At 29.4% G+C, this 20863-nt stretch carries 20 protein-coding genes; 15 read left to right on the plus strand and 5 right to left on the minus strand.

The window, feature by feature from the left end:
- The 6 genes from NSA58_RS04460 to NSA58_RS04485 form a co-directional block, all read left to right on the plus strand.
- Positions 1 to 438, plus strand: a 438-nt coding sequence (locus tag NSA58_RS04460) for a mannonate dehydratase (protein ID WP_257560167.1), incomplete at its 5' end; no start/stop codon positions are given.
- Positions 439 to 550: 112 nt separating this feature from the next.
- A complete protein-coding gene (gene uxaC / locus NSA58_RS04465; protein WP_039680971.1) occupies positions 551 to 1951 on the plus strand; it encodes a glucuronate isomerase in 1401 nt (466 codons plus the stop codon).
- A 242-nt stretch (positions 1952 to 2193) separates the two neighbouring features.
- Positions 2194 to 3033: an HAD family hydrolase gene (locus NSA58_RS04470; protein ID WP_039680970.1), complete on the plus strand. Its 840-nt coding sequence runs from the start codon at positions 2194 to 2196 to the stop codon at positions 3031 to 3033.
- A gap of 34 nt (positions 3034 to 3067) precedes the next feature.
- Positions 3068 to 4873: a beta-glucuronidase gene (uidA, locus tag NSA58_RS04475; protein ID WP_039680969.1), complete on the plus strand. Its 1806-nt coding sequence runs from the start codon at positions 3068 to 3070 to the stop codon at positions 4871 to 4873.
- Positions 4874 to 5022: 149 nt separating this feature from the next.
- Positions 5023 to 6792, plus strand: coding sequence for a glycoside hydrolase family 3 protein (locus NSA58_RS04480; protein WP_039680968.1), 1770 nt, complete (start codon positions 5023 to 5025; stop codon positions 6790 to 6792).
- Positions 6793 to 7003: 211 nt separating this feature from the next.
- Positions 7004 to 7801 carry a Cof-type HAD-IIB family hydrolase gene (locus tag NSA58_RS04485; protein WP_039680967.1) on the plus strand — a complete coding sequence of 266 codons (798 nt, stop codon included), beginning with the start codon at positions 7004 to 7006 and terminating at the stop codon, positions 7799 to 7801.
- Between the two features lie 83 nt (positions 7802 to 7884).
- On the opposite strand, the gene NSA58_RS04490 is transcribed toward NSA58_RS04485, so the two are convergent.
- Positions 7885 to 8118, minus strand: a complete 234-nt coding sequence (locus NSA58_RS04490) for a small, acid-soluble spore protein, alpha/beta type (RefSeq protein WP_074079016.1) — start codon at positions 8116 to 8118, stop codon at positions 7885 to 7887.
- 205 nt (positions 8119 to 8323) lie between these two features.
- Here NSA58_RS04490 and NSA58_RS04495 point away from each other — a divergent pair, with 205 nt between their 5' ends.
- Entirely contained in the window at positions 8324 to 9238 is a 915-nt protein-coding gene (locus NSA58_RS04495) for a DMT family transporter (protein ID WP_039680966.1), read from the plus strand.
- Between the two features lie 86 nt (positions 9239 to 9324).
- Here the strand turns inward: NSA58_RS04495 and NSA58_RS04500 are convergent, their stop codons facing one another.
- Together NSA58_RS04500 and NSA58_RS04505 are read right to left on the minus strand one after the other, a co-directional pair.
- The gene (locus NSA58_RS04500; RefSeq protein ID WP_039680965.1) at positions 9325 to 9978 is read right to left on the minus strand and encodes a deoxynucleoside kinase; all 654 of its coding nucleotides are present in this window, start codon (positions 9976 to 9978) and stop codon (positions 9325 to 9327) included.
- The gene (locus NSA58_RS04505) at positions 9966 to 10634 is read right to left on the minus strand and encodes a deoxynucleoside kinase (RefSeq protein WP_039680964.1); all 669 of its coding nucleotides are present in this window, start codon (positions 10632 to 10634) and stop codon (positions 9966 to 9968) included. Before NSA58_RS04505 ends, NSA58_RS04500 begins: the two co-directional genes overlap by 13 nt.
- A 212-nt stretch (positions 10635 to 10846) precedes the next feature.
- Between NSA58_RS04505 and NSA58_RS04510 the strand changes: the two genes are divergently transcribed.
- The 8 genes from NSA58_RS04510 to NSA58_RS04545 all read left to right on the plus strand — a co-directional run bounded on the left by NSA58_RS04510 (position 10847) and on the right by NSA58_RS04545 (position 18973).
- On the plus strand, positions 10847 to 11983 hold the full coding sequence (locus tag NSA58_RS04510; RefSeq protein ID WP_074079019.1) for an aminotransferase class V-fold PLP-dependent enzyme: 1137 nt from the start codon (positions 10847 to 10849) through the stop codon (positions 11981 to 11983).
- Positions 11984 to 11998: 15 nt separating this feature from the next.
- Positions 11999 to 12532 carry a (Fe-S)-binding protein gene (locus NSA58_RS04515; RefSeq protein ID WP_039680962.1) on the plus strand — a complete coding sequence of 178 codons (534 nt, stop codon included), beginning with the start codon at positions 11999 to 12001 and terminating at the stop codon, positions 12530 to 12532.
- A 227-nt stretch (positions 12533 to 12759) separates the two neighbouring features.
- On the plus strand, positions 12760 to 13302 hold the full coding sequence (locus NSA58_RS04520) for an NADH peroxidase (protein WP_039680961.1): 543 nt from the start codon (positions 12760 to 12762) through the stop codon (positions 13300 to 13302).
- 492 nt (positions 13303 to 13794) lie between these two features.
- Positions 13795 to 14808 carry a 3-deoxy-7-phosphoheptulonate synthase gene (aroF, locus tag NSA58_RS04525; RefSeq protein ID WP_074079021.1) on the plus strand — a complete coding sequence of 338 codons (1014 nt, stop codon included), beginning with the start codon at positions 13795 to 13797 and terminating at the stop codon, positions 14806 to 14808.
- 83 nt (positions 14809 to 14891) lie between these two features.
- The gene (aroA, locus tag NSA58_RS04530; protein ID WP_074079023.1) at positions 14892 to 16187 is read left to right on the plus strand and encodes a 3-phosphoshikimate 1-carboxyvinyltransferase; all 1296 of its coding nucleotides are present in this window, start codon (positions 14892 to 14894) and stop codon (positions 16185 to 16187) included.
- Entirely contained in the window at positions 16165 to 17244 is a 1080-nt protein-coding gene (gene aroC, locus NSA58_RS04535) for a chorismate synthase (RefSeq protein WP_074429273.1), read from the plus strand. Before aroA ends, aroC begins: the two co-directional genes overlap by 23 nt.
- A 9-nt stretch (positions 17245 to 17253) precedes the next feature.
- The gene (pheA, locus tag NSA58_RS04540; protein WP_257560168.1) at positions 17254 to 18129 is read left to right on the plus strand and encodes a prephenate dehydratase; all 876 of its coding nucleotides are present in this window, start codon (positions 17254 to 17256) and stop codon (positions 18127 to 18129) included.
- A 10-nt stretch (positions 18130 to 18139) separates the two neighbouring features.
- Positions 18140 to 18973, plus strand: a complete 834-nt coding sequence (locus tag NSA58_RS04545) for a prephenate dehydrogenase (protein ID WP_039680977.1) — start codon at positions 18140 to 18142, stop codon at positions 18971 to 18973.
- 86 nt (positions 18974 to 19059) lie between these two features.
- Here the strand turns inward: NSA58_RS04545 and NSA58_RS04550 are convergent, their stop codons facing one another.
- Positions 19060 to 20106 (minus strand): PTS sugar transporter subunit IIC, encoded by a 1047-nt coding sequence (locus tag NSA58_RS04550; protein WP_277613705.1) that lies wholly within the window; start codon positions 20104 to 20106, stop codon positions 19060 to 19062.
- Positions 20107 to 20485: 379 nt separating this feature from the next.
- Entirely contained in the window at positions 20486 to 20719 is a 234-nt protein-coding gene (locus tag NSA58_RS04555) for a small, acid-soluble spore protein, alpha/beta type (RefSeq protein ID WP_074429272.1), read from the minus strand.
- Positions 20720 to 20863: the final 144 nt, after the last annotated feature.

Raw genomic sequence — 20863 nt, forward strand, 5'->3', positions numbered from 1 at the left:
TGGGGTATATTTGGACTTCCAAGAATAATAACAAACTTTGAAAATGTAGATAGATTCTTAAACTTATATGATAGTCATTATAATGGATTAACATTATGTACAGGATCTTTAGGATGTACATCTACAAATGATGTAGTAAAAATGATAAAATATTTCGGAGGAGAGAAAAATAGAATACATTTTGCTCACCTAAGAAATGTAAAAATAACTGGAGATGCAAGTTTTAATGAAGTTGCTCATCTATCAGAAGCAGGATCGCTAGATTTCTATGAAATAGTAAAAGCTTACTGTGATTACAACTTTGATGGACCTTTCAGACCAGATCATGGAAGAATGATATGGGGAGAAACTGGAAGACCAGGATACGGATTATATGATAGAGCTTTAGGGGCTGTATATATAAACGGAATAAAAGAAGCTATAAATAAATCAAAATAATATTAAATAAAAGCTCTTGTGTTGGCAAGGGCTTTTATTCTAAAATTATAGTTTATAATAATAATCTAAAAAGTACTTATTTATAAAAGTAAGTTTTGTGAGGAGTAGTAAAATGAGAAAATTTATGGACGATAATTTCTTATTATCAACAGATACAGCAATAACTTTATATCATGAATATGCTAAAAACATGCCTATATGTGATTATCATTGTCACTTAAATCCAAAAGAGATAGCAGAAGATAAAAGATATAGTAACATAACTGAAATATGGTTAGGTGGAGATCACTATAAGTGGAGAACGATGAGAAGTTTTGGGATAGAAGAAAAATATATAACTGGAGATGCTAGTGATTATGAAAAATTCCAAGCTTTTGCTAAGGTTATGCCTTACTTAATAGGAAATCCAATGTATCACTGGTCTCATTTAGAGTTAAAAAGATACTTTGGAATAGAAGAAACCTTAAGTCCTAAAACATGTGAATCTATATGGAATAGATGTAATGAAATAATAAATAGTGATAATTTTAGTGCTAGAGCTATGATAAAAAAATCTAATGTTAAATATATAGGAACAACAGATGATCCTATTGACAATTTAGAATATCATATACAAATATCAAAGGATGAAAACTTTGATTGTGAAGTTAGACCAAGCTTTAGACCGGATAAGGCATTAAAAATACAAGGAGAAGGTTTTGCAGATTATATTAATTTACTAGGTAAAACAGAAAATATAGAAATAAATGATTATGAAACTTTATTAAATGTATTAGAAAAAAGATTAGACTTCTTTGTTGAAAATGGATGCCAAATAACTGACCATTCTTTAGAAAGAGTTTACTTTAGACAAGCTACTTTAGAAGAAGTTGATGCTATATTCAAAAAAGCTTTAAATGGAGAAGAATTATCTATAGAAGAAATAGAAAAATATTCTACATTAACTATGATAAGTTTAGGAAGAATGTACAGCAAACGTAATATGGTGATGCAATTACACATAGGAGCTCTTAGAAATAATAATACAAGAATGTTCAAAAAATTAGGTGCCGATGTGGGGTTTGATAGTATAGATGATGGAGAAATAGCAACTGGAATATCTAGATTGTTAGACTCATTAGATATTACAGATGAACTTCCTAAAACTATATTATATTGTTTAAATCCAAAAGATAATGAAGTATTAGGAACAATGATAGGAAACTTCCAAGGTGGAGGAGTTGCAGGTAAAATTCAATTTGGTTCTGGATGGTGGTTTAACGATCAAAAAGATGGAATGGAAAGACAAATGATGGCTTTATCTCAACTTGGTCTTATAAGTCAATTTGTAGGCATGCTTACAGATTCAAGAAGTTTCTTATCGTATACAAGACATGAATATTTTAGAAGAATTTTATGTAACTATATAGGAAACTTAGTAGAAAATGGAGAATATCCTTGCGATATGGAAATATTAGGTGAGATTATAGAAAATATATGTTATAACAACATAGAAAAATATATAAATAAATAGTAAAAAAGGAACTGTCTTAATTTAATATGGCAGTTTCTTTTTACCAAGTATTATAGGGATATTACTTTGTAAAAAATAATATAATTACAATTCTTTGTTTTGGGATTTTTTGTTAAAAAAATTGTTGATAAAATGATAGGAAAAGGATTGTTTTTAATTTATCAATATGGTAGTATACTAGTATAAGAGTTGGGGGTTTTATATATTAAATCAAAATGTATAAAGCTATGGAGGATTTTATTATGGAAAATGTTTTTGAAAAATATGAAAAACTTAAAGATTTTTTAGTTTGTGTTGATTCTGATGGATGTGCAATGGATACTATGGAAGTTAAACATAGAAAGTGTTTTGCACCAGAAATGATAAAAACATGGAACTTAGAAGAGAATGAAGAATATATATTAAATCTTTGGTATGATTTGAATTTATACACAAAAACTAGAGGTATAAATAGATTTAAAGGTTTAGCTGAAACCTTTAAAATAATAAGAGAAAAAGGAATAGAAATAGAAGATCTTGATAGTTTATTAAATTGGGTTGATACAACAAATGAATTATCAAACAGATCATTAAAAAATGAAATAGAAAAAACTAATAGTAAAGCATTGAAAATGGCACTTGAATGGTCTTTAAATGTTAATGAATCAATAGAGAATCTACCAAAAGGTGACGAACCATTTGAAAATGTAAAAGAAGGTTTAGAAGTTTTATCTAAAAAGGTTGATATTTCAGTAGTATCATCAGCAAATGGAGAGGCATTAAATGATGAATGGAATAGAAATGATTTAGTAAAGTATTTAAGAGCTTTATTAGGACAAGAAGCAGGGACTAAACAACACTGTATAGCTGAACTTAAGAAAAAAGGGTACGATATAGATAAAATATTAATGGTTGGAGATGCTCCTGGGGATTTGCAAGCTGCAAAAAACAATGATGTGAAATTTTATCCTATATTAGTAAATAAAGAAGGTTTTTCTTGGGAAAGATTAGTAAATGAAGCAGTACCAAAGTTAATAAATGGAGAATTTGATGAAATATATCAAAATCAATTAATAGATGAATTTGATAATTCTTTAAGATAAATATTTTTTATAAATTAATGGTGAGGTGGAGAATATGTTATATCCAATAATTACAGAAACTAGACAAGTTATAGATTTAAATGGAATTTGGAACTTTAAACTAGATAAAGGTGTAGGATTTGATGAGAAATGGCAAGAAAATGCACTTCAAGATTCTATAAGAATGGCAGTACCTTCTTCTTACAACGATTTAGTTGAAGATTCAAGCGTTAGAGACCATATTGGTTGGGTATGGTATGAAAGAGAATTTATAATAAGTAAAAATATGCTAGATGAAAGATTAGTTCTTAGATTTGGATCAGCAACGCATCATGCTAAGGTATATATAAATGGTAAGTTATTAGTTGAGCATAAAGGTGGATTTACACCTTTTGAAGGTGAATTAAATGAATTTGTTACTATAGGTAAAAATAGAGTAACAGTTGCAGTAGATAATGTACTAGATGAAAGTACTTTACCAGTTGGTATTGTACAAGAAATAAAATTACCTGATGGTTCAACTAAAATTAAAAATCCAGTAAATTTTGATTTCTTTAACTATGCTGGAATTCATAGACCAGTAAAAATATATACTACTCCTAGAACATACATAAAAGATGTTACAGTTATAACTGACTTTGAAAATGATTTAGGTAAAGTAGATTATGAAGTAGAAGTTAGTGGAGAAGCATCTGTTGCAATAAGTGTAATAGATGAAAATAACAATATAGTAGCTAAAGGTATAGGAGCTAAGGGGAAAGTAGAAATAGAAAATGTTAAGTTATGGGAGCCAATGAATGCTTACCTATATAACTTAAAAATAGATTTAATAGATGAAAATAATGAAATAATAGATACTTATGAGCAACCATTTGGTGTAAGAACTGTTAAAGTAGAAGATGGAAAGTTTTTAATAAATAATAAACCATTCTATTTTAAAGGTTTTGGAAAGCATGAAGATTCTCATATACATGGAAGAGGATTTGATGAAGCATTAAATGTTAAAGATTTTAATTTAATGAAATGGATAGGTGCAAATTCATTTAGAACGGCTCATTATCCATATTCAGAAGAAATAATGAGACTTGCTGATAGAGAAGGTATAGTTGTAATAGATGAGACACCTGCAGTTGGTGTACATCTAAACTTTATGGCTACAATGATGGCTGGTGCAGAAAAGAGAGATACTTGGAAAGAAATCCAAACTTTTGAGCATCATAAAGATATAATAAGAGAATTAGTAGCAAGAGATAAAAATCATCCATGTGTAGTAATGTGGTCAGTTGCTAACGAACCAGCTTCAGATGAAAAAGGGGCATATGAATACTTTAAGCCACTTGTAGAATTAACAAGAGAGTTAGATCCACAAAAAAGACCTGTGACTGTAGTTACATACCTAATGTCTACTCCAGACAGATGTCAAATAGCAGAGTTATTAGATGTACTTTGCTTAAATAGATACTATGGATGGTATTCGCAAGGTGGAGATTTAGAAGAGGCAAAAATGTATTTAAATGCAGAACTTGAAGGATGGAATAAAAGATGTCCTAATAAGCCAATAATGTTTACTGAATATGGTGCAGATACAGTTTGTGGTATGCGTGATACTACTTCTGTAATGTTCACAGAGGAATATCAAGTAGAATATTTAGAAGCTAACCATGAAGTAGTAGATAAATTCCCTAATTTTATAGGAGAACAAGTATGGAACTTTGCAGATTTTGCAACGAGCCAAGGAATAATACGTGTTCAAGGAAATAAAAAGGGAGTATTTACTAGAGAAAGAAAGCCAAAAATGGCTGCACATTATCTACGTAACAGATGGCATAACATTCCTGACTTTGGATATAAAGTAAAGTAATTGGAATTTTGAAAGATATTATGATAATAAATAAAAATAGCTTAATAAAGATATGGAGATAATTCTCCGTATCTTTAAAAAATATATAATAAAAAATAATAAAATTACTAGTATACTAGTATAATAAAAACCGATTAGGGGGACAGACAATGGTAAACTTAAAAGCAAAACCTTATAATCTTGATGAGCAAGGTATAAAATGGGTAAAAGATACAATAGCAAATATGACTATAGAAGAAAAAATAGGTCAATTATTTATTAACATGGGAGCAAGTAGAGATGAAGAGTATCTAAAGAGTATATTAGATAACTATCATATAGCAGGTGTTCGTTATAACCCAGGAAAAGCTGAAGAAGTGTATGAGCAAAATAGAATACTTCAAGAAAATTCTAAAATACCTCTATTAATAGCTGCTAATACTGAAGCAGGTGGTAATGGAGCATGTACAGATGGTACATATGTTGGTAATGAAGTAAAAATAGCTGCAACAAATGATAAAAGATATGCTTATGAAATGGGGAGGGTATCTGGTGTAGAAGCTGCTGCTATAGGTTGTAACTGGAGTTTTGCTCCAATTGTAGATATAAATAGAAACTGGAGAAACCCAATAATATCTACAAGAACTTGGTCTGCTGATGTAGAACAAACTTTAGAATTATCATTAGAATATATGAGAGGTATAATGGAAAGTGGAATAGCTCCTGCTGCTAAACACTTCCCTGGAGATGGTATAGATGAAAGAGATCAACATTTATCTTTCGCACCAAACTGGCTATCAGTAGAAGAATGGGATGCAACTTTTGGTAGAGTTTACGGTGGGTTATTTGAAGCTGGACTTCCATCAATAATGGCAGGACATATAGCATTACCAGAATACGTACGTTACTTCAATCCAGAAGCAACTACTGAAGAATTAGTAATGCCAGCAACATTAAGTAAATATATATTAACTGATTTATTAAGAGAAAAAATGAACTTCAATGGTTTAGTTGTAACTGATGCTTCTCACATGGTTGCTATGACCTCTCCATTAAAGCGTAGTGAAATGTTACCAACTGCTATAGCTGCAGGTTCTGATTTATTCTTATTCTTTAATGATCCAGATGAAGATTTCGGATACATGATGGATGGATACAAAAAAGGAATAATAACTGATGAAAGATTAGAAGAAGCTTTAACTAGAATATTAGGAACAAAAGCAGCTTTAGGTTTACACACAAAAGCTAAAACAGAAATATTACCTAAAAAAGAGGAAGCTATGGCTAAGATAGGATTACCTGAAAATACTGCTATAGAAGCAGAAGTATCTGATAAAGCTATAACTTTAGTAAAGAATAAGGAAGGCATATTCCCAATTACTACTGAAAAACATAAGCGTATTTTACTTGTTGAAGTAAAAGGTATTGACAGTGGATTTGGTAAATTAATGGCTATGATGAATGGTGGAAAGAAAACACCAATAGAAAATTTAAAAGAGTTATTAGAAGCAGAAGGTCATGAAGTTGAGATATATGAATCTCCAATGGATAAAATAATGAAACTTCCTAAAGAAGAGCTTATGGGAGCTATAATGAATGTTTATGCTCAAAAACGTCCAATATCTGATTTAACAGATAACTATGATTTAATAATAAATGTTGCTAATGTTGCACCTAATACTCATCAACGTATAGAATGGCCAGCAAGTAAAGGTACTCCAGATATACCATTCTATGTAAATGAAGTACCGACAATATTTGTTTCAATACAAAGTCCATTCCACTTAGCTGATGTACCTCAAGTTAAGACTTATATAAATGCTTATGATGGAAAAGAGAGCACATTAAAAGCATTAGTTGAAAAAATGGTAGGACGTTCTGAATTTATAGGAGTAAGTCCAGTAGACGCATTCTGTGGATTATTAGATACACAATATTAATATAAATTTTAGAAGTAAACTAGCTAATATAAAAATGAGCTAGCACACATAAAAATAAACGGTAAATTATAATTAATTTACCGTTTATTTTTTAGTATCAAGGAAGTTATAAATCACAACTATTAGACTAATTAAATAATCTGTTTTGAGTTATTGTGTGCTCAAATCACTTTAGGTCGTTGACGACAATAATAAAAAGAAGGTGTAAAGAATGAAAAGAATAGCATTTTTTGATATAGATGGTACCTTAATAGATTCTATGAAAGGGATAAAAGATATTAGTCCAGGAGTAAAACAAGCAATAAAAAATATACAGAAAAATGGAGACTATGCTTTTATTGCAACAGGAAGACCCTATGCATTTTTACCAAAATCCATTTTAGAATTTGGATTTGATGGATTTATTTTAGCAAATGGAGCTCACATTATAATTAATAACGAAACTATTCATAGTGATTCCATTGATAAAGAATTTATTAAGTATTTAGTAGATGAACTAGAAAGTAATAATATAGAATACGTACTTCAGGGAGAAAAGCATTGTTACATGAAAAAGCATTTTAAAAATTTTCATGATTATCTAGATAAAATTGAAGTTCCTAAAAATTATATAAAAGATGATTATAAATGTGAAGAAATTGATATATATAAGGTCGAGATGTTGTGCAAAGATGATGCAATGGAAAATTTATGTATAAGCCTTATAAGTAAAAATAAACAGTGTGATTATTTTAGCAGTATAAATAAAAGAGCTATTGAAGTATATATAAAGAAAAACACTAAATCAAAGGCAATTTTAAGAGTTATAAATTATTTAAATATACCTATAGAAAATACATACGCATTTGGTGATGGGAAAAATGATATAGACATGCTAAGGGAAGTTAGATGTGGTATAGCAATGGGAAATGCTTCTGATGATGTTAAAAAAATTTCTAATTATGTGACAGATACTGTGAGTAATGATGGTGTAGTTTTAGGAATAATGGAAAGAATAATAAAGAATTAATAAAATATTAAAATGTACCCTGTAGGGTAGACAATTAATAAAAAGGTCTGCTATATAGGGTATTTTACATATCCTAGGCAAGCTTACTTTTGGGAATTATATTTGTACAATAAAGATTTCTCACCTATTTCAACCAATCTTTTATTTACTTGACCTCCAACTTCTTCGCCAGCAAGCACATTTTTAGCATGTCCCATCAATGTGTTTTGAGGAGCATTACTTTCTACTCTATCTGTAATGGTGTTATAGTTATATCCAAGCTTATTAGCTATTTCCATTTTAAGGCTATTTAAAGCGATTTTAGCATTAATATCCATAATTACTTCCTAATTTACTTATAGTTAATGAAACATATCATGTGTAAACATAAGATAAGCATAATTAAGCATTTATATAACATGATTTTATTTGTTATTTTACCAAGATAGTGATTTAAGAGAAGTAAAATTTTCATGTACTTTATTTACAAATATATCCAACTAAGATACCATAGAATTGTAAAGTCAAACAAGGAGGTATCAGATGAAAAAATACATTGGAGAAATTGGATTATTTGTAATAGCAATTATATGGGGAAGTGGATTTATAGGGACAAAATTGGCCTTAGATGGAGGACTTACTCCCATACAAACATTGACGCTTAGATTTTTCATAGCAAGTATTATATTAGGAATAGTATTTTATAAGAAAATTAAAGAAAATATTACAAAAGAGTCTTTAATAGCAGGAGCATGGCTAGGTCTATTTTCATTTATAGGATTTTCTGCACAAACAATAGGATTAGTATATACAACTGTTTCGAAAAATGCTTTTATAACAGCTGCAAATGTTGTTATAGTACCATTTATAGGATTTATTTTATATAGGAGGAAATTAGACAAAATAGGTGTTATTGGTAGTTTTATGGCACTTTTAGGAATCGGAGTATTGTCTTTAGAGCCTGATTTAAGTGTAAACTTTGGAGATTTCTTAACATTTTTATGTGCAATCGCCTTTGCTTTTCATATTTTCTTTACTGGAGAGTTTAGTAGTAAATGCAATTCTTATGTGTTAACTGTTACACAATTTGCAGTTGCATTTATTTTGTCTTTTGCATTACAAATGATAATTGGTCAAACACAACTTCAATCAAGTCCAGTAGGTTTTATTGGAGCCTTGTATCTAGGAGTGTTTAGTACTGCTATCGGCTTTTTATTACAAACTATTTGTCAATCAAGGGTGGATCAAACAAAATCAGCTATAATTTTATCTACTGAATCAGTATTTGGAACAATTATGTCAGTGATAATTTTCCATGAAATATTAACTCTTAGAATGATAATAGGATGTATTATAATTTTTGCATCTATTATAATTTCTGAAACTAAATTATCTTTCCTTAAAAAGAAACCTTTGGAAGAATTATCAAAGGATTTAGTTGAGTCGCAAATGGAGTAAATATAAAAGGATTGCTAATAAATAATTTTATTAGCAATCCTTTTAAAATTAACAAATTCTAAACTTACTAAGTTTTACGGAGTTTATTATATATTTAAAGTTTCTTTTATCTTTTTACATAACATATCCAAATGTTCTGGTTTATTTATTAAATCAACTTCATTAATGTTTACATATAAAACTGGAGAAGCATTATATTCTTTTATCCAGTTTTCATATCTATTATGAAGGTTTGTCCAGTATTTTATATCAACACTTTTTTCCATATCACGAGATCTTAAGTTTATTCTTTCTATTATAGTATCGATTGAGCCATCAAGGTAAATCATTAAATCGGGTGTTCTAAGGTGTGGAACCATATCATTGAATAAATCTCTATAAGTTATATAGTCTCTTTTAGTCATTTTACCGTTGTCATATAAGTTTCTAGCGAATATTTCCACATCCTCATATATACTTCTATCTTGTATATTATTTAGTCCATTAGCATGAATTTCTTTTTGTTGCTTAAATCTTTGAGCCAAGAAGTACAGTTGTAAATGGAATCCCCATTTGTCTTGATCTTTGTAGAAATCTTCTAAGTATGGATTTCCATCAACTTTTTCAAAGTGAGTTTCAAATCCAAGTCTTTCTCCTACTAATTTTGTTAATGTAGATTTTCCAGCCCCTACATTTCCTGCAACAGTTATAAATAAATCTCTGTTTGCACATTTGTCACTTTTATTTTCTAATTTGAACATTCTGTCTTTCCTCCTAAAGATGAGATTGCCTCTTCAACTTTGTTTATAATGTATTTTCTATCTTCCAGATTATTTAAAAAATCTAAATTTGAATTATCAATTTCTATAATTACAGGTTCTTTACCAGTGAAGTTATGTTTAATAGAAAGTGGGTTGAAATAATATTTGTACTCATTACGAAGGTTATCAATATAATTTCTGTCCATTTGTCTTTCAAAACTTCTATCTCTATTTGCTATTCTATTCATTAATACATCAGTATTTGAATTTAAGTAGATTACTATATCTGGTTGTGGTAAATCATTTACGAATATGTTATAAACTTGCTTATATCTGTGGAATTGATTGTTATCAAGTGTTATACCAGCAAAAATAAGGTTTTTCACAATATGATAATCGCTTACAACTCCTTTAGATTGACCAAGTATATTTTTGTTCACATCTTCAAGTTGTTTTACTCTATTGAATAAAAAAAATGCTTCTGTTTGTAAAGCATATTCCTTAATATCAGTATAAAATTTTGATAAAAATGGATTTTCTTCTACAATTTCTCTAAGTAGAGTATAGCCTAAGTGGTCGTTTAGTAAATTTGCTAAAGTAGTTTTACCTGCGCCAATAGGACCTTCTATTGCTATAAATATGCCTTTATTTCTCATTTATATATCACCCTCTAAAAATAATGTCTTTAGTATTTTATCAGAAAAAGAAAGATTATTCTACTGTTGACTTTATATAATTTTTTATATAGAAAATATTAATGTATTATATAAATGAAATTAAGTAATCTAAAATATATTTATTTGTAAGAAATATGCTATCATTTATATGAGATGTAATATTATGGAAATGTAGCTGGGGAGGAATTAATGTGAAAATATATTTAGATAATGCAGCAACATCTTTTCCAAAGCCAAAAGAAGTAAGTGAGGCAGTATATGATTTTATGACTAATAATGGGACTAGTTCTGGTAGAGGAGCATATAAAAAAGCAATGGAATCAGATTTTATAATATACGAATGTAGAAAACTTATTGGTGAGTTGTTTAATTTTAATAATCCTAAAAATGTTATATTTACATCAAATGTGACGGAATCCATAAATATGGTTCTTAGGGGTATGTTAAAAGAAAATGATCATGTAATAACAAGTTCTTTAGAGCATAATGCAGTATGGAGAACATTAAAAACTTTAGAAAAGGAAAGAAATATAGAAATAAGTAAAGTAAAATGTGATAATCAGGGATTAACTAGATCAGAAGATGTAAAGAAATTAATAAAAGAAAATACAAAACTTATTATATTTACAGGAGCATCAAATGTTATTGGTACTATACAGCCAATTGAGGAAATTGGGAAGATTGCAAGGGAAAATAAAATTCCTTTTGTGGTAGATGGTGCTCAAGTTTGTGGAGGATATCCATTAGATGTTTGCAAAGATAATATAGATATACTTACATTTACAGGTCACAAAAGTTTGCTAGGTCCTATGGGTACGGGCGGAATTATTATAAATTGTGACTATAATATAGATTCAATAAAATCTGGAGGAACTGGTGGAGACTCAGCTTATGAATATCAAGTTGATTATTATCCAAATAAACTTGAAACAGGAACTCTTAATGTGAGTGGTATTTGTGGTTTAAGAGAGTCTGTTAAATATTTAATAAAAGAGAAAGTAGAAAATATCCATGAAAAAGAGAAAAGTTTGACAGATTATGCTTTGAAAGCCTTAAATAAGGTTAAAGATATAGAAATTTATGGTCCAAGGGATAGTGAGAAAATTACACCAGTAATATCTTTTAATATAAAAAATAAAAGAGCAGAAGAAGTGGCTCATATTTTGGATGATAAGTTTGGAATTATGGTAAGGGCAGGTTTACACTGTTCTCCTTGTGCTCATGAGGTAATAGGAACCAAGGAAATTGGAACAGTAAGGGTGAGCTTCGGTTATTTTACTGAAAAAAAGGATATAGATAAGTTGGCTTATGCACTAAATAATTTATAAAAAGGGAGAAAATAAATGTACTTAGAAAGTTTAGATTTAAAATTTATACAACCTTGTACTACAGATTCTAACAGAATAAGAATTAAAGGAAGTTTTTCTAGAACTATAGAAGATTTATTTCCTTATTTAAATACATATCTTAAAACAGGAATATACAATAAAAAAGCAGGAACACTAACATTTAATAATGGGCCTAAGATAATCATTATGTACAAAGAAGAGGTGGCAGTATCAAAATTGTTAAATGAAACAGATGCTTTTGAAACACTAGATTATATAAAAAATATTATAAATGAATGTGCGGACAAAAAAGATGAAATCATTCCAAACGAGGAAATGCGAAGATTACCAAGCCCTATAGATGTGTACGAATTTTTACCTAAAATAAACTGTGGAAAATGTGGAGTTGCAACATGTCTTGCTTTTTCTGCTAAATTAATAAATGGGAGTTTTAAACCAAATAGATGTATTCATTTGGGAGAAAAGGATAATGAAGAAAATAAAGAAGAAGTTGAAAAAATTGTTCTAATGTTAGGTTATGATTTATAAAAAATATATAGTGGATATTACATTAAGAAAATTAAATTCTAGTGTTTGATTTTAACTTAAAATAATAATTAAACACTAGAAATTTATTGGTAAAAGTGTTAAAATTTTCATTGAGCCTGATTTATAAAATATGTTTGAAAATTTTACAAAATTTGTTTAATTTACAAATCAGGTGGTATCTATAGTTTATAGATAAAAGATATATAATTATTAGGAGGATATTAAAAATGAAAAAATTCGTATGTACAGTATGTGGATATATACATGAAGGAGAGACTGCCCCAGAAGTATGTCCAGTGTGTAAAGTAGGAGCTGACAAATTCGAAGAAATGTCAGGAACATTAAACTGGGCTGATGAGCACAGAATAGGAGTAGCTCAAGGAGTAGACGAAGATGTATTAGAAGGACTTAGAGCTAACTTCACTGGAGAATGTACAGAAGTTGGTATGTACCTAGCTATGTCAAGACAAGCTGATAGAGAAGGATATCCAGAAGTTGCTGAAGCTTACCAAAGAATAGCTTTCGAAGAAGCAGAGCATGCTGCTAAATTTGCTGAATTATTAGGAGAAGTTGTAGTTGCTGATACTAAAGCTAACTTAGAAGCAAGAGTTGAAGCTGAATACGGAGCTACTGAAGGAAAATTAAAAATAGCTAAGAGAGCTAAAGAATTAGGATTAGATGCTATACATGATACAGTTCATGAAATGTGTAAAGATGAAGCTAGACATGGTAAAGCATTCTTAGGATTATTAGAAAGATACTTTGGATAAAAGTTAATATATTTTATAAAAAGGCTGTAGTTGATTTTTTCATCTACAGTTTTTTTTGTACTATAATTCAAAAAAATCAATAAGTAAAGTGCCTATTATAGTTTAAAAAATAAAATTTATTTAATAATAATGTATAAAAAAATTAAATTAATGAAAAATAGAAATAAATAAGTTGACAAATAAGTAAAAGATGAATAGTATTTAATCAACACAAATAAAAATATTAAGAAAGGAATAATAATCATGAATCAATTAGAAAAGAATTTAACTGCAAAATTTTATAGCTTTTTCTATTTTATGTTCTGGGGCTTTTATTTTAGCGCTGGCTACTTCTTTTGCAGAAAAAAATATAAAATCTTTTCTAATGAGTTATTATAGGTCTTAATATATTTATAGGCATTAGTGTCTAAGTGTATTTTAAATCTGATTATTTTAGAGAACTCATTATGGGTTCTCTTTTTTATTACAAAAAAATTTAAGGAGGAAGTAAAAATGGTAGTAATTTTAAACCCCAAAACTAGTGAAGAAGAAGTAGAAAGATTAATAAAAGAGTTGGAAAGTTTAAATGTAACAGTGGACAAAAGTAAGGGAACAGAGTGTACTATACTGGGATTAGTTGGTGATACAAGAAATATAGATCAATGGTCAATTGAAGCTCATGAATGTGTGCAAAAGGTTATGAAGGTGCAAGAACCTTTTAAAAAAGCAAATAGGATGTTCCACCCAGAAAATACTGTTGTAAATGTTTGTGGTAGAAAAATTGGTGGAAAGAAGATTGCTATGATAGCAGGGCCTTGTTCAGTGGAAAGTGAGGAACAAATAAAATTAGTAGCTAACGAGGTTAAAAAGTACGGTGGAGGATTTTTAAGAGGTGGTGCATTCAAACCTAGAACTTCACCTTACAGTTTTCAAGGACTAAAGTATGAAGGACTAGACTTATTAAATAAAGCTAAAGAAGAAACAGGGCTTCCAATAGTAACAGAAATAATGTCTCCTTGTGATATATCAAAATTCATAGAATCTACAGATATAATTCAAGTAGGGGCTAGAAATATGCAAAACTTCGATTTATTAAAAGAATTAGGAAAAACAGATAAACCAATTTTATTAAAAAGAGGTTTGTCAGCAACGATAGAAGAGTTATTGATGAGTGCAGAATACATCATGGCTGGAGGAAATGAAAATGTAATACTTTGTGAAAGGGGAATAAGAACTTTTGAAACTTACACAAGAAATACCCTAGATTTAAGCATGATTCCGGCAATTAAAAAATTAAGTCATCTTCCAGTAGTAGTTGATCCAAGTCATGCCACAGGAAAATGGTGGATGGTAGAATCTCTTGCAAAAGCAGCAATAGCAGTTGGGGCAGATGGCCTTATTATAGAAGTTCATAATGATCCTAAAAATGCCTTATGTGATGGTGCTCAATCAATAAAGCCAGAAGTGTTTGCAGACTTAATGAATGAACTTAAAGTAATTGCTAATGCAGTTGGTAGAGAAATATAAATCTTACATTTGGTTGAAGATGTTTATCTAAAATAAAGTGATTTTAAATAATAAAAATTTGGATGAAAGAAAGGAGGATAAAAATGGGAGATTTGAAAATTTATCCGTCGAAATTAAAAGGGGAAGTTAAAATACCTCCTTCAAAAAGTATGGCACATAGAGCAATAATTTGTGCAGCCTTAAGTGATAATTCCTGTAGAATTGATAATATAGATTACTCTGATGATATTATTGCATCCATAGACGCTATGAAGTCTTTAGGTGCTATCATCACAAAGAATGAAGATTATGTTGAGATAGTTGGAGCTTACAAAGATATACAAAGTACAGAAAACAATAGGATAATTGATTGTAATGAATCAGGATCAACTTTAAGATTTTTAGTTCCCATAAGCTTGTTGTTTAAAGGAAGTAGCAAATTTGTTGGAAAGGGGAACTTGGGAAAAAGACCGCTTACCACATACTACAATATCTTTGACAAACAAAATATTCACTATTCTTATGAAAAGGATAATCTTAATTTAGAAATAAGAGGAGAGCTAAAAGGTGGAACTTTTGAAGTGGAAGGCAATGTGAGCTCGCAGTTTATAAGTGGTTTATTGTTTACTCTTCCACTGCTAAAAGAAGATTCAAAGATTATTATTACAACAAATTTTGAGTCAAAGTCTTATGTGGATTTAACTTTAAAAGTTATGAAAGACTTTGGTATTGAAATAATAAATAAAGATTATAAAGAATTTATAATTAAAGGCAATCAAAAATATGAGGCAAGAAATTATAGAGTAGAGGGGGATTATTCTCAAGGAGCATTCTTTTTATGCGCAGATGCCATAGGTAATGAAATTGTGTGTAAAGATCTTGATATTAATTCTCTTCAAGGAGATAAAGAAATTATTGATATTTTGAAAAAAATGAATGTGGAAATTATGGTGAAAGGTAATGAGATTGAAGGAAAAAGAAAGAAAAAACTAAAATCAACTTATATTGATGGAAGTCAATGTCCAGATATAATTCCAGTACTTGCTTCAGTGGCAGCATTAGCAAAGGGAAGAACTGAAATAGTAAATGTAGGAAGGCTTAGGATAAAAGAATGTGATAGGCTAGCTGCCATAACTAGTGAACTGAATAAATTGGGAGCTAACATTATTGAAAAAGAAGAGAGTATTATAATTGATGGAGTTGATGAATTGCAAGGTGACAAAGTAGTTTGGAGTCATAATGACCATAGGATAGCAATGACGCTAGCTGTAGTTTCTTCTAGATGTAAGATGCCTATTGTGATTAAGGATTATGATTGTGTATCAAAATCATATCCAAAATTTTTTGAAGATTTTGAAAAAATAGGGGGGATTACAGTTGAGTGGAATGTGGGGAAATAATATAAAACTTTCTATTTTTGGAGAATCCCATGGAAATGCCATAGGAATTAATATAGATAATTTGCCTCCAGGATTTCCTCTAGATATGGAAGAAATCATGAGGGAGATGAGAAGAAGAGCTCCTGGGAAAAATAATCTCTCCACAGCTAGAAAAGAAAGTGATGTGCCAGAAATACTGAGTGGGTATTTTGAAGGAAAAACTACGGGAACACCTCTTTGTGCAATTATTAGAAATAGTGATAATAAGTCTAAGGACTATTCTAAAATTAAAGATGTAATGAGACCAGGTCATGGAGATTATCCAGGTTTTGTTAAGTATAAAGGATTTAATGATTATAGAGGAGGAGGTCATTTTTCTGGAAGGATAACAGCACCTTTGGTATTTGTAGGAGCTATTTGTAAACAAATACTAAGAAAAAGTGGTATAGAAATTGTGGCTCACATTAAATCTATAGGAGATATGGAGGACAAAAGTTTTTTAGATTGTGACTTAGATAAATTATTTATAAATTCTTTAAAATATGAAGAGTTTCCTTTGATTAAAAAAAACTTAGAAGAAAAAATGAAAAATGAAATTCTAAGTGCTAGGAAAGAGGGCGATTCTGTGGGAGGAATTATAGAATGTATGGTTCTTGGGATAAAAGCAGGTATAGGAAGTCCATTCTTCGATTCTGTTGAATCAACTCTAGCTCATTTAATATTCTCTGTTCCAGCAGTAAAGGGTGTTGAATTTGGAATGGGATTTGACATTTCTAAAATGAAAGGTTCAAAATCAAATGATGAGTATTATTTAAAGGAAGGAAAAGTAAAAACTAAAACTAATAATAATGGTGGAATAATTGGAGGAATTACAAATGGAATGCCCATAATTTTTAGAGTGGCAATTAAGCCTACACCTTCTGTATACAAAGAGCAAAATAGTATAAATATTTCTACTATGGAAGAGACAACTTTGCAAATTGAAGGAAGGCATGATCCTTGTATTGTACAAAGAGCTGTACCTGTTATAGAAGGTGTTAGCGCTGTTGGAATTTTAGATCTTATAAAAAATAGTTAAAAAGGGGGAATGGTGGTGGATTTATATGATTATAGGCAAGGGATTTCAAGTAAAGATAAAAGTAATATTAAGGTTGGATATCAAGGAGTAAAAGGTTCTTTTAGTGAAGAAGCAATGATTGAATTTTTCGGATATAATCAAGATACTGTAAATTATGAAAAGTTTGAGGATGTATTTATTGGTTTAAAGAAAGATGAAATAGATTATGGCATACTACCTTTTGAAAATTCATGTACAGGAGCTATAACAGCCGTTTATGATTTATTATCAAAGTATGGATTTTATATTGTGGGAGAAGAGTGCATAAAAATAAAACAAAATCTAGTAGGAATAAAAGGTGCTAAAGTGGAAGACATTGAAGAAGTATATTCTCACCCTCAAGGTTTTGAACAAAGCAAAATTTTCTTTAAAGATCATGAAGATTTAAAATTAATATATTTTTATAACACTGCCATAAGTGCAAAACATGTTTCTGAGTTAAATGATAAGAGCAAGGCTGCCATTGCAAGTACTAGAGCAGCCAAAATCTATGGACTAGATGTAATAGAGGAAGAAATAAACGATAATGAAAGTAACAATACAAAGTTTGTGATAATTAGCAAAAATCTAGAATTAAGAGAAGATTGTAACAAAATGACAGTAACTTTTTCATTGGATAATAAAGCAGGAACATTATATAATTTACTAGGGTATTTTGCCCAAAATCAAATAAATATGGTAAAAGTAGAATCTAGACCAAGTAAAAACCACTTATGGGAGTATGTGCTGTATGTGGATTTTGAGGGAAATATAAATGATGAAAATGTAAAAAATGCCATAAATCTAATTGAAAAAAAATGCAAATATTTTAAATTATTGGGATGTTATAAAAAGAAAGAAATTTAAGAGGTGGTTTATGAAAATATTAATTATAGGTCTTGGGATTATTGGTGGAGGATATGCCATGGCTCTGAAAGAGGCAGGGTATACAAAAGTTTATGGAGTAGACAAAAATCCAGATACCTTATACAAAGCAAAAAAACTAGGTATTATAAAAGAAGGATTTACAAATGAAGATGAAATAATTTCTCATGTAGACTTAGTAGTTCTTGCCATATATCCTAATTTAGTAAAAGATTTTATTGTTAGAAATAAAGAAAAGTTTAAAGAAAATGCCATAATAACAGATGTTACAGGAATCAAGGAGTTGTTTATTCATGATATAATTGAGATTTTGCCTGAAGATATTGATTTTGTATTTGCCCATCCAATGGCTGGAAGAGAAAAGAAAGGTATAGATTATGCCACAAATGAAGTATTTAAAGGTGCAAACTTTTTAATAATTAAAACTGAAAAAAATAAAGAAGAAAATTTAAAACTAATAGAAAAACTAGCTTATGAAATGGGATTTAAGCATATAAAAAGAACTTCTCCACAATTTCATGATGAAATGATAGCTTTCACTAGCCAGTTACCTCATGTTTTGGCTGTGGCACTAATTAATAGTGATATTGAAGGTAGAAATACAGGTGAGTTTATAGGTGATAGTTACAGAGATTTAACTAGAATTGCCAATATGAATGAAAAGTTATGGAGTTTGTTATTTTTAGGAAACAAAGAAAATTTATTAAAGGTAATGAATAGATTTGAAAAAGAATTTGATGAAATAAAAAAAAGTATTGAAGAAGATGATGAAGAAAAACTACAAGAGTTATTTATAAAATCTACAAAAAGAAGGGAGAAACTATAAAGTAGTATGTGTGACTATCTTACTAAAAATATACTTATAAGAAAAAAATAACCGAGACAAATATCTCGGTTATTTTTGTGTATATATTAAGCAGAAACTGCTTGAGACTCTTCTGATTGAACTCCACGAATTTCATCAGCAGTTTTTATTTTTGTATTTTTGAATATAGCAGCTCCTATAAATCCAGCTATTATACTTACTACAGCGCATCCAGCAGCAGCCATTAATCCGTTAACTCCGTTTTGTGCAACAGATACTGCGAAACCAGCTATTGGAGTAGCAAGACCTGGAGTACCAACTTCAATTCCCATTAAAGCAACTATTATACCAGACATAGCACCACCTATGAAGTTAGTAACATATACTGGAATTGGGTTAGCAGATATTATATCTGATTGAGTTAATGGTTCTATAGCAACAGCTATAGTATCTTTTTTAGAACCGAACTTCATTTTTGAGAAGAATACATAGTTCATGAAAGAAGAACCAAATACTGCAAGAGCACCTATTCCCATTGGAACACCTGTTAAACCTATTATAGAAGTTAAAGCCATTGAGCTAAGTGGAGCAGTAGCAACAACTGTTATTAAACCACCAAGTATTAATCCCATTAATATTGGAGAAGTTGCTTGAGCTTGTATTAATACTTGTCCTATTTGAAGTAAAGTATTTTTTACAACTGGATCCATTACCATAGCTATTCCTCTAGTTAAAGGAGCAGCAACTACTATTATAACTATTAAATCAAGTCCAGCAGGAACTTTCTTTTCTAAGAATTTTATAACAAATGATACTAAGTAACCAGCTATAAATCCTGGAAGTATTCCGAATCCTGAAACTGTTAAACCAACTAATACAGCATAAACTGGTGATACACCAAGTGCTAAAGGAACTAATATACCAGCAGCAACACCACCTAGGCTACCGTTTGCAGCACCAACACCTTCTAAGAATTTAATTCCCATTTGTTCTCCAAATAAAGAGAAGTGGAATGCTTCAACAAGGAAACTTGCACATGCAGCGTTTGCTAATGCACCCATTGCCTTCATACCTTGTGGAGCTTTGTAACTGAATAAAGTAAATAATGCTAATACTACTAATAATAAAGCAGTACCTGTTAAAATTTGAATCATATCGATTTCCTCCTAAAAATATTAAATCATTATAATACCTAATTTAAGGCTTTTATTCCATATTTAAGGAATTATTCATTGAGGAGAAGCCTTTCCTAAAAAGTTAAAAGTTTTCCTCGTATGTACAAGAATTATTATACGATAAAACAATTTATTTGTAAATACAAAATTCGACAAGATTTTATAAAAATATAAAATTTTATATTAATGTAAAAAAATACATAATAATATTATCAATTGATAATATAGGGGATAAATGGAATCCAACAATAGAATAATTTATTGGAAGTAGGAGATTGCAAGAATATAATTGCAAATAAAGAATCCAATAGATTACCTATCGGATTCTTTATTTAAGTAGTAATATTATCTAAAGCTCTTATTTTTCAGAATTATATTTTTCTAATAAAGCCTTTTCACCCATTTCAACTAATCTTTTACTTACTTGGCCACCTACTTCTTCACCAGCCAATACATTTTTTGCATGACCCATTAAAGTGTTTTGAGGAGCATTGCTTTCGACCTTATCTGTAAGACCGTTATAGTTATATCCGAGCTCACTGGCTATTTCCATTTTAAGACTATTTAAGGCTATTTTAGCATTAATATCCATAATTTTTTTCTCCTTTAGTTATATTATTGATAGAATATGTGTTGTATAAATATATGATTAGCAATATTAAAAATTTATATAACAATATTTTTTACTGCATATATAGTATTTTAAAAAAATATAATTAGCTAAAAATAAATGTAA

Origin of the sequence: Terrisporobacter muris, from assembly GCF_024621905.1 — a bacterium.
Classification (GTDB): domain Bacteria; phylum Bacillota; class Clostridia; order Peptostreptococcales; family Peptostreptococcaceae; genus Terrisporobacter; species Terrisporobacter muris.